The sequence below is a fragment of the uncultured Desulfovibrio sp. genome, assembly GCF_944324935.1.
GTDB lineage: Bacteria > Desulfobacterota > Desulfovibrionia > Desulfovibrionales > Desulfovibrionaceae > Desulfovibrio.
Window position 1 is genome coordinate 16,686 of sequence record NZ_CALUYG010000012.1, and the last position, 14,993, is coordinate 31,678.

The window sequence follows — 14,993 nt, forward strand, 5'->3', positions numbered from 1 at the left end:
GCACGCATGGCTACGGAAACGCCCCGCAAGTTCGGCCGGGAACTCTTCGGCCTCTTCCTGCTGTTCTGGTCGTTGTTGCTGCTGCTCAGCATCGTCACCTTCGATGTCAACGACCCCAGCCTCAATCATGTGGTCAGCAGCGATGCCGGCGTGGCGAACAGCGCGGGGCTTTTCGGCGCGTATGCCGCCGGTCTGCTCAATGACGTGTTCGGCATCGGGGCCTATATCTGGCCGGTGCTTTTTGCGGCGCTGGGGGCGGCCTATGTGTCGCCCGCCTACGCCCTGCCGTGGTGGCGCTGGTGCGGAGCCTTCCTGCTGACGGTGGTCCTGCTGGTCATCGGCTCGGCCTGGGGGCTCTCCCTGGGGGACATAAGCGGCGGCGGCATGGTGGGCAATGCGCTGCACGGCAATACCAGCCGCTACCTCAGCCCGGTGGGCTCCAGCCTGGTCTGGATCTTTGTGGTGCTCATCGGGCTCCAGCTCTGCTTCGACATCTCGTGGTTCGCCTTTGCCGCCCTGGTGCGGGACGAGGCGCGCTTGCGCTGGCGGCAGTTCCGGGCGGGCGAGCTGTTCCGCGCCGGCGAGGAGGGGGACGCCGCCGGGGAAGCGGAAAAGACGCCGCGTACCTTCCGTGAGCGGCTTGCCGCGCTAGGGCAGGCCCTGCGCGAACTGCGGCGCAAGACCAGGCGGGAGGTGGGGGAATCTTCCTTTCTTGTCCGCCTGCGCGACCGGCTGGGCAACATCCGCCCGCTGACGGACGAAGCCATGCCGGAGGTCTATGACGACACGGCGGAGGAAAACGGCCCCGCTCATGGCGGCATCAATCATCAGGCTGCCGGACGGGCGCGCTCGGCCGCCAACAAGATCAACCGCCTGCGCGACGCCCGCACCGACGCTGCGCCCGAGACGCCTGACGTGACGCAGGAACGGGCGCCGGAAGTCTTTTTGCCCGGCGATGGGCCTGCCGACATGCCGTGGCGGGCTGAGCCGGCGCAGTCGTCGCCGGAAGATTGCGCGGCACGGACGCCGACTCCCGCGGTGACGGACGCGCCGCATCCGCCCGCCTCCTTCCTGCCGCCGGAAGGCGTCATCGTGCCCGAGGTGTTCGGCGAAGACGGCAGGCCGCTGCCGCCGGAGGCGCAGCCCGCGCAAACGGGGATGGCGGCCGAGTTTCACGCCTCCGCCGGGCGGGACGAAACCCCGGCGGCGGATATTCCGGCGGCCGAGCCGGAGCCTTTCCGCACGACGGAGATATCCGCTCCGCCGGTGGGGCCGACGGCGGAACTGCTGGCTGATGCCTATGCGGAAGAAGCCGCCGAACCGCTGGACGTCACGGCCAATGCCCCCACCGTGCCGCCGGTCACGACGCCTCCCGCCAACACGCCGCCGGCGGCTGCTGTCGGACAGGCGGTGGGTGATGCGGTCAGACAGGCCGCGCGCACGACCCTTGCCGTGCTGGGCCGCAAGGCCCCTGTGCCGCTGCCGGGCCTTGACCTGCTTTCGCCGCCTGCGCCGGACGCCGTGCGCCCCGTGGAAGACCCGGCGCGTGCCCGGGCGCTCATGGCCTGCCTGCGGGATTTCGACATCCAGGCGGAGCTCGTGCGCGTGACGCCCGGCCCGGTGGTCACCATGTATGAAGTGCGGCCCGCGCCCGGCGTGCGCGTCAACCGCATCGCCAACCTGAGCGGCGAGATTGCGCTGGCCCTCAAGGCCATCGCCGTACGCATCCAGGCCCCCATCCCCGGTCAGGACACCGTGGGCATCGAGATTCCCAATACCGAGCGGCAGACTGTGAATTTCCGCGAGCTGGTGGCCAGCGAGGCCTTCCGCAAGGGCTGCGGACCGCTGACTATGGTGCTGGGCAAGGACATTGCCGGACGGCCCGTGCTGGCCGACCTGGCCAAGATGCCGCATCTGCTGGTGGCCGGGGCCACCGGCGCGGGCAAGAGCGTGTGCCTCAATGGCATCTTGCTGAGTTTGCTGTACCGTACGCAGCCTTCGGAGATGCAGCTCTTGCTGGTGGACCCCAAGCGCATCGAAATGGCCGTCTATGCGGATGAGCCGCACCTCGTGCATCCTGTGGTCAAGGAGATGTCCGACGCCAAGAACGCGCTGGACTGGGCCGTGCACGAGATGGACAGCCGCTACGACGCCATGGCCCGTCTGGGCGTGCGCAACATCGCCGGCTACAATCAGAAGCTGGCCTCCTACGGTGATGCCCTGCCGGACGATCTGCGCGATCTGGAGCCCATGAGCTATCTGGTCATCGTCATCGACGAGCTGGCCGACCTCATGCTCACGGCCGGCCGCGAGGTGGAGACCAGCATCGTGCGGCTGGCGCAGCTGGCCCGCGCCTCGGGCATCCATATGATTCTGGCCACCCAGCGGCCCAGCGTCAACGTGGTGACCGGTCTCATCAAGGCAAACTTCCCCTGTCGCATCTCCTTCCAGGTGGCCTCGGTGCACGACTCGCGCACCATCCTCGATCAGGCCGGCGCGGAGCATCTGCTCGGCCGTGGCGACATGCTCTTCAAGCCCAGCGGCGGCCAGTTGCAGCGCCTGCACGGGCCCTTCGTCAGCGACGAGGAAGTCCACAACGTCGTCCAGTACTGGAAGCGCCACCTCAGCCCCTCCTACAAGGTGGACTTTGCCTCCTGGGGACTGGAAGCCGCAGGGCCGGGGGCCGGACGCGCCGGGGGCGGCGGCAATGCGGCCAACGACCCCGTCTATCCGGCCGTACAGGCCTTCGTGACCGAACAGGGCAAGGCCTCCATCTCGCTGGTGCAACGACGCTTCAACATCGGCTTCAACCGCGCCGCCCGCATCATGGAACAGCTGGAACAGGACGGCATCATCGGCCCCGCCTCCGGCAGCAAACCGCGATCCGTGGTCAAATAGGGGCCAGGACAGTTTGCCTGGGGGAGGGGGAGTCATCCCCAGCGCGCTTTTGCCTTTGTCCCCACTTGCGCCGGCAGGGCATGGCAAAGGCGCGCCCCTCGCGCTTGCTCCTGCCGGACTTTTTGCGTACAGCGGAAGAGGGCGGCGGCCTTGCGGCGCAAGGCCCGCGTCCGCAGCGGCGCGGACATGGCCCGTGCGTCAGCCGGGGAGTCCGTCGCGCCGTCCGTATTCGAGTCTTCACGTCCAAAAAGGAGAAATCCCATGCGGCAACGCATTTTTCCGCTCTTGTGTTCCCTTCTGCTGCTGGCGGCCATGACGGCCATCGCACAGGCAGCGCCGTCCGACATCGTGAGCGGCATCCGCAAGCGTTACGACAGTCTGCAAAACTTCACGGCCACCTTTGAACAGACCCTGACCCACAAGGAAAGCGGCAATGTGGAAAAGCGCAAGGGGACCCTGCGCTTCAAGAAACCGCTGCTCATCCGCTGGGAAACGGAAGCCCCCACGCCCGAGACCCTCGTGGTCACGGAAAAGGAGATCTGGGATTACCTGCCCGATGAGGAGCTGGCCTACCGCTATCCGCCGGACCTCGTGCAGGATTCGCGCAGCATCATCCAGGTGCTCACCGGCCAGTCCAATCTTGACCGGGACTTCGACCTTGCGGAAGAGGGCAGGGAAGGCGGCCTGCGCAAGGTGCGCCTCTATCCCAAGGACCCCAGCCCGCAGATGGTGGAGGCTCTCATCTGGGTGGAGAACGATTACCTCATCCGCCGTGCGGACATCATCGACTTTTACGGCAATCATAACGACGTGCGTTTCGTGGACTTCAAGTCCAACAGCGGCGTGCCCGCCTCTGTCTTCAGCTTCACCCCGCCCAAGGGCGTGGAAGTGGAAGACCGCAGGGAAAAGGATGCCGTCCCGGAACGCGAACTGTTCAATTAGTGCATTTTTTCGGCCTGTCGCTTCGCGGAAAAACCGCGGTTTTTCCGCTCCCTTTCTTCCTGCACGGCCTCTGCTGTTGATGCCCGTGAGGTTCTGAGTTTTGCGGGAAAGCCTACAGCATGCCCCACCTCCCCCCAGATAAAAGCGCGCTGGGGGAAGGGTGGGAGGCTTGGGGATCCCCTCCCCCAAAAAACCGAGCACATCGTGCCGCAGCGCAGCGTAGATGAGAGACCATGACCACACCCTTTACGGATTGTTTTTTTGATCTGGACGGCACGCTGACGGATTCCGCGCCCGGCATCCTCAATGGCGTACAACTGGCGCTGGCGCATTTTGGCCTTCGGCCGCCGCGCGAGAGCCTGACGTTTTTCATCGGGCCGCCGCTGCTGGAGTCCTTTGCCGTCTATTTTCCGGGTGAGCCGGACAAGGCGCGAACGGCCCTGCGCATCTACCGGGAATATTATCGGGAGCGGGGCATGCTCGAGAACAGCGTCTACGACGGCATAAGCGATCTGCTGGCCGCGCTGACCGCCGCGGGCGTGCGCGCGCATCTGGCCACGGCCAAGCCCGAGCCCTTTGCCCGGACCATCGTGGAACATTTCGGCCTGTTGCCGTATCTTACGGTGCTGGCCGGCGCGGAACTGGACGGCCCGCGGCACGACAAGACGGATGTGCTGCGCTATGCGCTGGGACTGGCGGCCCTGCCGCCGGGGGCCCGTCCCCTTATGATCGGCGACCGCCACCATGATGTGGAAGGGGCGCATGCCGTGGGCCTGCCCTGTGCGGGCGTGCTGTACGGCTACGGCAGCCGCGAGGAACTGACGGGAGCGGGCGCGGACTATGTGTGCGACTCGGTGAAGGCGCTGCGCCGCCTGCTGCTGCCGTCCTGAGGACGGGATGCCTTGCCAGACGTCCCGTGCCTGCGTACAACAGGAGGGCGGTTCCGTCATGCGCGACCGGACCGGACGTCTACTCAACCGCCGCAAGCGGAGGACAGAATATGGGTTTTGCCAATTCCAGTTGCAGTTTCACGCGCTTTCGCGTGCTGGACAGTCTGACTGACGAGCAATGGAGCGCCATCCCTGACAAGCTCCGGCAGTACGCCTTTCAGGACATCGACGAGCTGCCGGAGATGCAGGCGCACGGCTGGGTCTGCTTCGAGGATATGCTGGACAGCGCATGGCGCACGGCGCCGCCGCAGAAGGGCGCCTATTTCGTCTTTTCGCTGCGGCTGGACACGCGGCGCATCCCGGCGGGCGTGGTCAAGAAGCATCTGGCGCTGGCCCTGCGCGAGGAAAAGGAACGCATGCAGGCGCAGGGCAAGAACTTCATTTCCCGCGAACGCAAGAAAGAGCTGAAGGAACAGGTGCTTTTGCGGCTGCGACAGCGCTTTTTGCCCGTGCCGGCTGAATTCAACGTCATCTGGAACACGGCGAAGAACGAGGTCTGGTTCGCGTCCACCCAGAACAGGATGATCGATCTGTTCATGGAATTCTTCCTCCTGAGTTTTGAGGTGCACCTGGAGCAGCTCACGCCGTACAGTCTGGCCGAGACCCTGCTGGACGAGGAGGCCATGAGCCGCCTTGACCGCATGGAACCCACGGAATTTGCCGTCAACGCCTGAGGAGAACACCCATGAGCACCATCAGCGACTCCACGGACAGCATCCTCGGCAAGGAATTCCTCACCTGGCTCTGGTATCAGAGCGACGTGGCCCCCGGCGCCTTTGTGGACGCCACGGGCGCGCCCTTTGCCGTGAGCATGGAACAGCGCATCGTGGTACAGGGCGGCGAGGGCGAGGCGCAGGAGACCGCGTCGGTCTCCGGGGCGCTTTCCCCCCTGCGGGAAGCCCGCTTCGGGCTGGGCACGGGCAAGAAGGTCTCCCGCGCGCTGGTACGCCTGGAAAAGGACGAGCTGGCCTTTCAGGTCAGCCTGCGGGCCGAGGATTTCAGCCTGAACAGTTTGAAGACGCCGAAGATCGAAAAAAGCGGCGACGATGACGATCCCGACGCGCTGCTGCTGGAAAAGATCTATCTGCTGGAAGTCTGCACCGGCCTGCTGGACAGCCTGTTCCAGCGTTTCCTGCGGCTGCGTCTGTCCGCGGACTGGCTGCGGGAAGTCAACGATATGCGGCAGTGGATGACCCGTACGGAATAGCCACATGGGCAGCGCGTCGCTTTCTTCGGGCTCCCGGCTGCGGAGCGGCCGTCAGCTCCTGCTGCGGCTGGGGCGCAAACTGCTCTGGATGCTGCTCGTGCTCTGGGGCATCACCATCATCAGCTTTGCGGTCATCCATCTTGCGCCCGGCTCTCCCACGGACATGGAGACCACGCTCAACCCGCTGGCGGGCGAGGCGGCCCGGCGGCAGCTCGATGCCCTCTACGGCCTCGACAAGCCGCTGCATGTGCAGTATCTGGACTGGCTTTCCCGCATGGTGCGGCTGGATTTCGGCGTGTCCATGTCGGCGGACGCCCGCCCCGTGCTGGACAAGATCCTTGAGCGCCTGCCCCTGACCGTGGGCATGAACGTGGTCTCGCTGCTGCTCACCCTCTGCATCGCCGTGCCGCTGGGCATCCTTTCGGCCTGCCGCCGCAATTCCTGGCTGGACAAGGGCGTGACCCTGCTGGTCTTTCTGGGCTTCGCCATGCCGTCCTTCTGGCTGGCCCTGCTGCTCATGCTCTTTTTCGGGTTGGAACTGCAATGGCTGCCCATTTCCGGGCTGACCTCGCTGGACTTCCCGCATATGTCCTTCTGGGAAAAATGCGTGGACGTCATGCGCCATCTGGCCTTGCCCATACTGGTGTATACCGTGGGTTCGCTGGCGGGCATGTCCCGCTATATGCGGGCCTGCATGCTGGAAGTGCTGCGCCAGGACTACATCCTCACCGCGCAGGCCCGGGGGCTTTCCGGGCGCATGGTCATCTGGCGTCATGCCCTGCGCAATGCCTTACTGCCGGTCATCACCCTGCTGGGCCTGTCCGTGCCCGGCCTCATCGGCGGCAGCGTCATCATCGAATCCATCTTTGCCCTGCCGGGTCTGGGGCAGCTCTTTTATGCCGCGGTCATGGCGCGCGATTACACCATGATCATGGGCAATCTGGTGCTGGGGGCCGTGCTGACGCTGGCCGGCAACGTGCTGGCCGACATCTGCTATGGCCTGGCTGATCCGCGCATCCGTTCCGCACAGGAGAAAAACGCATGATGCCTCGTGTGCTGCGCCGCTGCCTGGGGCGGCATCTCATGTTCACGCTGGGGCTTGGCATCGTGCTCGTCATGTCCCTTGCCGCGCTCTGCGCGCCGCTCATCGCTCCCTATGATCCCACGCAGGAGCATGGCCACGCCGTCCTCATGCCGCCGTGCGCCGAATTCTGGCTGGGCACGGACAGACTGGGCCGGGACGTGTTCTCCCGCCTGCTCTACGGCGGACAGGTCTCACTCTGGGTGGGCTTCGTGGCTGTGGGCATCTCCGTGAGCATCGGCACGGTGCTCGGCCTCATCAGCGGCTATTTCCGGGGCTGGGTGGACGAGATCATCATGCGCGGCGTGGACGTCATGCTCTGTTTCCCGTCCTTCTTCCTCATCCTGGCGGTCATCGCCTTTCTGGAACCCAGTCTGGCCAACATCATGGTCGTCATCGGCCTCACGTCCTGGATGGGCGTCGCGCGGCTCGTGCGGGCCGAGACCCTCAGTCTGCGCGAACGCGAATTCGTGGCGGCCGCGCGACTGGCGGGCTGCTCCACGGCGCGCATGCTCTTCGGTCATATCCTGCCCAATGCGCTGGCCCCCATCCTCATCACCGCCACCCTGGGCGTGGCAGGGGCCATCCTGGTGGAGTCGAGCCTGAGCTTTCTGGGACTCGGCATGAGCCCGCCCACCCCGAGCTGGGGCAATATGCTGCAGGACGGCAAGAACGTGCTGGAGTGCGCGCCCTGGCTCTCGCTCTATCCGGGGCTTGCCATCCTCATCACCGTTTTGGGCTACAATCTGCTGGGGGAAAGCCTGCGCGACTGGCTTGATCCGCGTCTCAAGCAGTAAAGGGGGGACGATGCTGGAACATCTGAGGATACGCAATCTGGCCCTCATCGAGGACATGGAGCTGGACTTCGCGCAGGGCATGAACGTGCTCACCGGCGAGACCGGCGCGGGCAAGAGCTTCATCCTCAAGGCGCTGGGCTTCTTGCTGGGCGACAGGCTGGCGGCGGACATGGTGCGCCCCGGCGCGGAACGCGCGCAGGTGGAGGCGCTCTTCCTCCTGAACGGGGAAGAGTGCATCATCCGGCGCGAACTGCTGGCCGAGACCGGCCGCAGCCGCCTTTACGTCAACGACAGTCTGCGCTCGCAGGAGAGCGTACGCCAGCTGCGGGACGAGCTGCTGGTGCATACCAGCCAGCACGGGCAACAACAGCTCCTGCAACCGGCCTTTCAGGCCCGCCTCATGGAAAGCGCCCTGCCGGAAGCCGGTCTGCTGCGGGAGAAGGACGAGCTGCTGGGACGGTTGCGGGACGTGGCGGCCCGCCGCGAGGAGCTCAGGCAGCGGCAGACCGGGCTTGCCGACAAGCGCGACGTGCTGGAGATGCAACAGCAGGAGATCGACAAGGTGGCCCCTGAAGAAGGCGAGGAAGAACGCCTTGAAGAAGTGCGCGCCCAAGCCCGTGCCGCCGAGCAGGCCGGGGAACAGTACGAGGAAGCCCTCTGCCTGCTGCACGGGGAGGAGGAGCCCGGCTTGCTGGACAGGCTCGGCCGCCTTGAACGCCTGCTGCACCAGATGGCGCATGATAACGACGAGTTGCAGGCCGATGCCGAGGCCGTGACGGCCGTACGGCAGCAGCTCCAGCATCTGAGCGGCGTGCTGCGCCGCCCGCCCGTGCCGGACGATCTGCCGGACATGGACAGCGTGGAGGAGCGCCTCTACGAGCTGGCTCAGCTCAAGCGCAAACTGCGCCGCAGCATGGACGAGATCCTGGAACTGCGGCAGGAGATCGAGGAGAACCTCTCCTTCCTCGATGCCTGCGCGCTGGACATCTCCGCGCTGGACAAGGAAGAAGGCCGGCTTGCCGCTTCCCTGCGCGAGGTGGTGGAGCGTCTGCGCCCGCTGCGGCGGCAGGCGGCGGAAGACTTTGCCCGTCGCCTCGAGGCGGAGTTGCGGGAGCTGGGTTTCTCCGAACAGGTGCGCGTGCTGCCGGATCTTGTCCCGCAGGAGATCTGGCCCGGCATCGAGGATGACCGGGTGCGCATCCTCTGGGCCCCCAACCCCGGGCAGGCCCCGCAGCCGCTGGACAAGATCGCTTCCGGCGGCGAGCTCTCCCGTTTCCTGCTGGCGCTGGTCAGCGTGCGGCCCAAGGCCGAGAACGCCACCTTCATCTTTGACGAGGTGGATGCCGGCGTGGGCGGCATGACGCTCAACAAGCTGGCCGACAAGCTGGCCCGGCTGGCCGAACAGCGACAGATGCTGCTCATCACCCACTGGCCGCAACTGGCGGCGCGGGCGCAGCGGCATTTCCAGGTCAGCAAGCAGATACGCGGCAACAGCACCTTCACGGTCTGTGCCCGCCTCGGTGCCGCGGATCGCCATGCCGAACTCGCCCGCATGGCCGGCGGCGGCGCACAGGGCGAAGCCGTGGCCGGCAGCCTGGAGAAGGAAGGGCAGGCGGCGGATGAGGGCCTGTAAGCAGGATCTTGCACGCAATCTCAGGAAATAGGTAAAATAAATCGTCCACGCTCGGCTTGCCGCTGGGGGGCCTTGCGTTCCGGGCGCTTCCCCGGTGCGCCGTTGGAGGGTTTTGCCATTGCAGACAGTAAAACGTGAGGTGGCGGCACAACGCCGTCCGGCCCAGACCTCGCGGGAAAACCGTATTTTTCACGGAACGACAGGCCGTAAGGTGTGGAGCGCGAAGCGTTTCACACGGAATGTCCTCTTTCAGGAAACGGACGGGGCGGTGGTCCGCACGGCTGACGAGGGGGCTGCGTCATCATGGGATGGCGCTTTTTGAAAGGAGGTGGGGCGTTGCCTGCTGTCCGGCAGCATGCCGGCCCTGCTCGTGTCGCCTTCTGGCGGCGTTCCGCCAACCCGGCGCATCCTGCACCGCTTTCCGTTTTTCTGCCGGTGCGAGGGAAAAATGCTTTCTTATCACCCATACGCCTCGGCAAAATTTTCCTGCTCGCCTGCCAAGACGTTTTGCGATGAACGAAGACGGGGAGCAAGCCGCCTGATTTATCAATATTTTTTTTTCAGAGGGGAGCAAACGGTACAGTATAGCTGATTTGGTATTATTTTTGCAAAACTGGAGAGAAATGGTATGGTCAGGAAATTTCTTCTGCCCGGAGGATACCGTGGACTCTCACAGCTCCAATCAGCTTGCCAGCATGGCCAATGTGCTGCGTGGCATGCCGCCGGCCATCGCCTGCAGCGATGAGACGCCGCCGCTGACAGCCGCCGGTTCGCGCGCTCTTGAGCAGCTGGAGCAGCACGGCCGCGGCCTTGTCGATCATCTTGAGGCCCTGCTGGATGCCCGGCAGGAGCGCTTCATCGCGCACCTGCGGCAGCATCTTGGCGAAATGGTCATTGACAGCAAGCTGCATTTTTCCCTCAACGCCGAGGGCCAGCTCATCATCGAGGGCGAGGACGGCTCCACGGACGATCTGTGTCAGATCGTGGCGGAGATCCCTTCCCTGCAGGAAGACTTCCAGGAGATGGCCAAGCTGGCTCTCCTCAGCTACGGGCTGGACATCGCCTGCCAGGCACAGGCTGAGCTGGAGCAGGAAGGCGCACAGAACAGCCTGTTCACCCGTTTTCATATGTGCCTGAAAGGGCCGTTCTCGCATTTTTATGTACGCTGACCCGGTCAGCGGGCGGCTCCCCCCGGCATGAGTCGGTGCAGGGCAGACAGCTTGCCATCCTGAACGAAAAACGGTACAAACAGTTTCCCATCATGGGGGCGCACTGGTTTCGACGGGGATGTGGAAGCCGGAGTTGCAGGTCGAGGCGCCGCTGGCCTCGTAAAAAGCGGCAACCAAGTAATTGCCAACAACGATTACGAATACGCCTGCGCTGCCTAGTCAGCAGGGCTCCTGACCGCATAGACGGTCACGTCAGACGGACTGATGCCTGATACGTCCGGCTGGCGACACATTATCAGGCTGGCGATACCCGGCGCCTGCCGGGGGCCATCGCGAGGAGTGCACCGGCGGGCTGGTGTCGTCGCGCCCGGTCAGGGGCTACCGACGGCATGAGAACCATCCCTGACCTACACCTGTAGACGCTTCGCGTGGAATGTTCTCGGACGGGGGTTCGACTCCCCCCGCCTCCACCAACCAAGCATTTCAGAAAGTGTGCAGAAGTCCGCAACGCCTTGAGCAGCGCGGACTTTTTGCTTTTGCGGCGGCCTCATCTGGACAAACTATATTTTTATATATGATAATATATAAAAAAGGAGAAACTATCCATGAATATGCTTGAAGCGGCAGCCGGCTATTGCGCTGCGACCTTTCAGCCATGCGGATCATGCGGGCAGTGCACGCATCCGTCGGGCAGGTGCAGCGGCAGCTGTCGCGTCTGTTCGGAAGAGGTGAATTATCACCGGGGCGGCAGGGCGGATTATGATTGTCAGAATTTCATGTACTACTACATGTGCCGCTATGCCTGGAAGTATTGCTCGGAAATATTGTACGCAGTGGAAGAAATTGATTTTTCCCGCCCAGCAACCTACACTATCCTCTCCCTTGGCTGCGGTGGTGCGCCGGATCTGATGGCTTTTGCTCTGCACTTTGACGAAAAGGACGGGACAAACATAAGCTATATGGGATATGATGCCAATCCATACTGGAACATCATCCATGCGCTCGTATACGGCTATGCACAGGCACACGGCATTGCGACAAAATTTTTCATAAAGAATATATTTGACATTCTTGCTGATGATAAAACAGAGCTTTATTCATCAAATATCGTCATACTGCAATATCTTATTTCTCATTTTCCGCCAGAAAAAAGATACGAGCTGGCGGGAATGCTCTTTGATGGTCTGATCAGGAAGGTCCTGAAACATCCATCCCGAGTGTCCCCGACACTATTTTTGCTGAATGATATAGACCACGCCGACGTCAGAAAATATTACGATCTTTTTTTGGAGAAGCTGGCCAAAAGCGACTGCTCTTTTTCAAGCATGCGTCGGCATTTCAAGGAAAGGGAGAACGACTACGGCGACGGCTCGGTACAGTACGCGAGCTGCAACAATAGATTTTCCATCCCCGAAACGATAAAAAATGATTTTGATTGTGCAATAAAATGCTCAAGCGCGCAGCTATTCGTCAAGGTCGAGTAGATACCCATGATACTAAGCGCAAGTAGGCGGACAGACATCCCCACATATTATTCGGCATGGTTCCTCAATCGTGTCAGGGAGGGGCATGTATACGTCCGCAATCCGATGAATGCGCGCCAGATCAGCAGGATAAGCCTCTCGCCCGATGTCGTGGACGGCATCGTCTTTTGGACAAAGAATCCGCTCCCCATGCTGGACAAGCTGGATGGACTCAGGGACTATACATACTACTTTCAATTTACGCTCACCAGTTACGGCAGAGATGTGGAAAGCAATGTCCCCAGCAAAAACGATGTCATCATCCCGGCATTTCAACGCCTGGCCGATCTGATCGGGCCTGAGCGGGTCATCTGGCGCTATGACCCCATTTTTCTCACGGAAACATATACGCCAGAGTACCACATGCGCTACTTTGAGAAACTGGTTCGCCGGCTTGCGCCGTACACGCAAAAATGCACCATCAGTTTTCTGGACAGCTATAAGAAAATCGAAAGGAACATGGCCGCGCTCAGGCAGACCGTGCTTACCGGCGAGCAGCAAAGCCGGCTGGCCAGCGGCCTTGCGGAGATCGCCCATAGTCATGGCTTGCGGCTGGATGCCTGCGCCGAGGAGGATGCCCTGTGCCAGTATGGCATCGACCGTGCCCGCTGCATTGACGGGCAGTTGTTCGAGCATCTGTTGCACTGTCCGCTGAGTGCAAAAAAAGACAAGAACCAGCGCCCCCAATGCGGGTGTGTGGCAAGCGTGGACATCGGCGCTTACAATACATGCGGCAACGGCTGCCGGTACTGCTATGCCAACCATAGTGAAAGCTCCGTCCAGGCGAACCGGAGGAGGCATGTTCCCGATTCTCCGTTGCTGATCGGCGAAGTTGGTGAGGGGGATGTCGTCAGCGAGCGCAAGGTCGTTTCCTGCAGGGCAAGACAGCATCAATTGGCATTATGATTGCGCGCAAGGGGGGATGCAGCGTTTCTCCGTGGCGTGACGGCAGACCTGTGGCGGGGGAAGTATTTCAGCTTGACACTCCTCAGCCTGTCTGCCTACGAAGAACATGAGTGAAGATCTGCCGAAACCATACGGCGACATCCCTACATTGTCACACATAATGGACGCCATCAGCATGCGGAGTGATCGTCTTCTTTTCGAAAGCGATGCCCATTTGTTGCCAGGTGTATCGCGCCTGACGGCCGGCAGGCTGTGTCTCCTGCTCGTGTGCGGGGTCATCCTGCTCAGTGCGGCTGCCGGCACGGGCTGGGCCGGCGCGGCGGAGCGGCGTCCTCTGGAATGGGCGCAGCCTGTGGAGGCAAAGGGGCTGCCCAATCTGCACAGAGTCTCCGGCAAGCTGTACCGGTCCGCCCAGCCTACGGCGGAGGGCATGCGGGAGGCCGAGCGGCTGGGCATTCGTACGGTTGTTTCCCTGCGCAGCGGGCAGCGGGATGCACTGCTGGCCGTGGGGACGGATCTGGTGTTGCGGCATGTGCCCATGCGGGCCTGGAATCCGCATTTACCGGGCGCGGTGGCGGCCCTGAGCGCCATAGCCGTCTCTCCGGGGCCGGTGCTGGTGCATTGCTGGCACGGGGCGGACCGCACCGGCATGGTGGTGGCGTTGTATCGCATGGTGGAGCAGGGGTGGACGCGCGAGGCCGCCATTCGGGAAATGCTGGAAGGCGGCTACGGCTACCACAGCATATGGAAAGACATCATCACCTTTCTGGAGACTGTGGACGTGGAGGCGCTGCGTCGGACGCTGCGTGACAATGCGGCGCTTCCCTGCCTGTCGTCTGAAGGCGGGATACCGCCTGCCGTCGGTCAGGGGGCTGTGTGCGGGAGGCAACTGCCGGGATACGCGGGGCAGAAGGCGCAGCCCGGATATAAGGAACGCCTGGCGGTCGAACCCTCCGACGGGTAGGGGGGCCTTCTTTTTTTCTTCTTTTTTTGTCGTTGGCTGGTGGCTGTTGCCCGGCATCTGGGCGTGGTCGCCTGCGCGGCGACATCCTTTTTTCTTTTTTCGCGCCGGCTGGCGGCTTCAGCCCGGCGCACGGGCTTGGTCGCCTGCGCGGCGGGCGGCAGGGGGTGAGAGGGGCGTGCCCCTCTACACCCCCTGCGACCCCCTACACCCCCTTGTCCGTGTGGCGTCGGGCGTCACTGTCGCCTGTTGTATACCTTGTCCGCCGCTCGCCGCAGGGGGCAGGTCGGCGCGCATCTTCCCGCTTCGCGGGCGATATGCGCGCCTGCTGCGGCGCTCCCGCGTTGCGGGGATCGCCTCCGCGCCCCGGCTCGCTGGGCTGACGGGGCATTTTCCCGGCCTGTGCCTTGCCCGGCGGGGAGCATTTTTCCTTGGATGAAACGTATTCCCCAGTGCGGAGGGTGCCTTCTGACGGGAAGCCTTTTTCTGCATGGGGCATTTCTCCCGTCTGTACGCTCTTTCCTGAGAGGAAGGAGCTTTTTTCTTATTTGCCGCCGGCTGATGGCTGTTGCCCGGCATCCGTGCGTGGTCGCCTCCCGGCGAGGGGCAGGGGGTGAGAGGGGCGGCCCCCTCTACACCCCCTACAACCCCCTACACCCCCTTGTCCGCGCGGCGGTGGGAGTCTCTATCGTTTGTCATATACCCTGCCCGCCGCTCGCCGCAGGGGGGCAGGTCGGCGCGCATCTTCCCGCTTCGCGGGCGATATGCGCGCCTGCTGCGGCGCTCCCGCGTTGCGGGGATCGCCTCCGCGCCCCGGCTCGCTAGGCTGATGGGGCATTTTTCCGGCCTGTGCCTTGCCCGGCGGGGAGCGCGCGTCTGTTCCCCCAATGTACTGAAGTGGCAACGGACGGTTTTACCTGCGGGAG

12 protein-coding genes and 1 other RNA gene are annotated in these 14,993 nt (G+C 63.3%); all 13 read left to right on the forward strand.

Translation table 11 applies throughout. The features are described 5' to 3' along the window. The first annotated feature begins 6 nt into the window (after positions 1–6). A complete protein-coding gene (locus tag Q0J54_RS04290) occupies positions 7–2,898 on the forward strand; it encodes a DNA translocase FtsK 4TM domain-containing protein (protein ID WP_296304186.1) in 2,892 nt (963 codons plus the stop codon). A 261-nt stretch (positions 2,899–3,159) separates the two neighbouring features. Further along, positions 3,160–3,840: an outer membrane lipoprotein chaperone LolA gene (lolA, locus tag Q0J54_RS04295; RefSeq protein WP_296304187.1), complete on the forward strand. Its 681-nt coding sequence runs from the start codon at positions 3,160–3,162 to the stop codon at positions 3,838–3,840. A gap of 233 nt (positions 3,841–4,073) precedes the next feature. Beyond that, positions 4,074–4,730 carry an HAD hydrolase-like protein gene (locus Q0J54_RS04300; RefSeq protein ID WP_296304188.1) on the forward strand — a complete coding sequence of 219 codons (657 nt, stop codon included), beginning with the start codon at positions 4,074–4,076 and terminating at the stop codon, positions 4,728–4,730. Positions 4,731–4,840: 110 nt separating this feature from the next. After that, positions 4,841–5,464, forward strand: a complete 624-nt coding sequence (gene rdgC, locus Q0J54_RS04305; protein WP_296304189.1) for a recombination-associated protein RdgC — start codon at positions 4,841–4,843, stop codon at positions 5,462–5,464. An 11-nt stretch (positions 5,465–5,475) separates the two neighbouring features. Then, positions 5,476–5,997, forward strand: a complete 522-nt coding sequence (locus tag Q0J54_RS04310; RefSeq protein WP_296304190.1) for a hypothetical protein — start codon at positions 5,476–5,478, stop codon at positions 5,995–5,997. Between the two features lie 4 nt (positions 5,998–6,001). Further along, positions 6,002–7,042: an ABC transporter permease gene (locus tag Q0J54_RS04315; protein ID WP_296304191.1), complete on the forward strand. Its 1,041-nt coding sequence runs from the start codon at positions 6,002–6,004 to the stop codon at positions 7,040–7,042. Continuing rightward, a complete protein-coding gene (locus Q0J54_RS04320) occupies positions 7,039–7,875 on the forward strand; it encodes an ABC transporter permease (protein ID WP_296304192.1) in 837 nt (278 codons plus the stop codon). Before Q0J54_RS04315 ends, Q0J54_RS04320 begins: the two co-directional genes overlap by 4 nt. Before the next feature lie 10 nt (positions 7,876–7,885). Beyond that, positions 7,886–9,508: an AAA family ATPase gene (locus tag Q0J54_RS04325; RefSeq protein WP_296304193.1), complete on the forward strand. Its 1,623-nt coding sequence runs from the start codon at positions 7,886–7,888 to the stop codon at positions 9,506–9,508. 623 nt (positions 9,509–10,131) lie between these two features. Then, on the forward strand, positions 10,132–10,677 hold the full coding sequence (locus Q0J54_RS04330) for a hypothetical protein (protein WP_296304195.1): 546 nt from the start codon (positions 10,132–10,134) through the stop codon (positions 10,675–10,677). A 94-nt stretch (positions 10,678–10,771) separates the two neighbouring features. Next, positions 10,772–11,150, forward strand: a transfer-messenger RNA (tmRNA) gene (ssrA, locus tag Q0J54_RS04335). Positions 11,151–11,282: 132 nt separating this feature from the next. Continuing rightward, positions 11,283–12,161, forward strand: a complete 879-nt coding sequence (locus Q0J54_RS04340) for a hypothetical protein (protein WP_296304196.1) — start codon at positions 11,283–11,285, stop codon at positions 12,159–12,161. Positions 12,162–12,167: 6 nt separating this feature from the next. Continuing rightward, entirely contained in the window at positions 12,168–13,106 is a 939-nt protein-coding gene (locus tag Q0J54_RS04345; RefSeq protein WP_296304197.1) for a DUF1848 domain-containing protein, read from the forward strand. Between the two features lie 106 nt (positions 13,107–13,212). Continuing rightward, a complete protein-coding gene (locus Q0J54_RS04350) occupies positions 13,213–14,070 on the forward strand; it encodes a tyrosine-protein phosphatase (RefSeq protein ID WP_296304198.1) in 858 nt (285 codons plus the stop codon). The last annotated feature ends 923 nt before the right edge of the window (positions 14,071–14,993 follow it).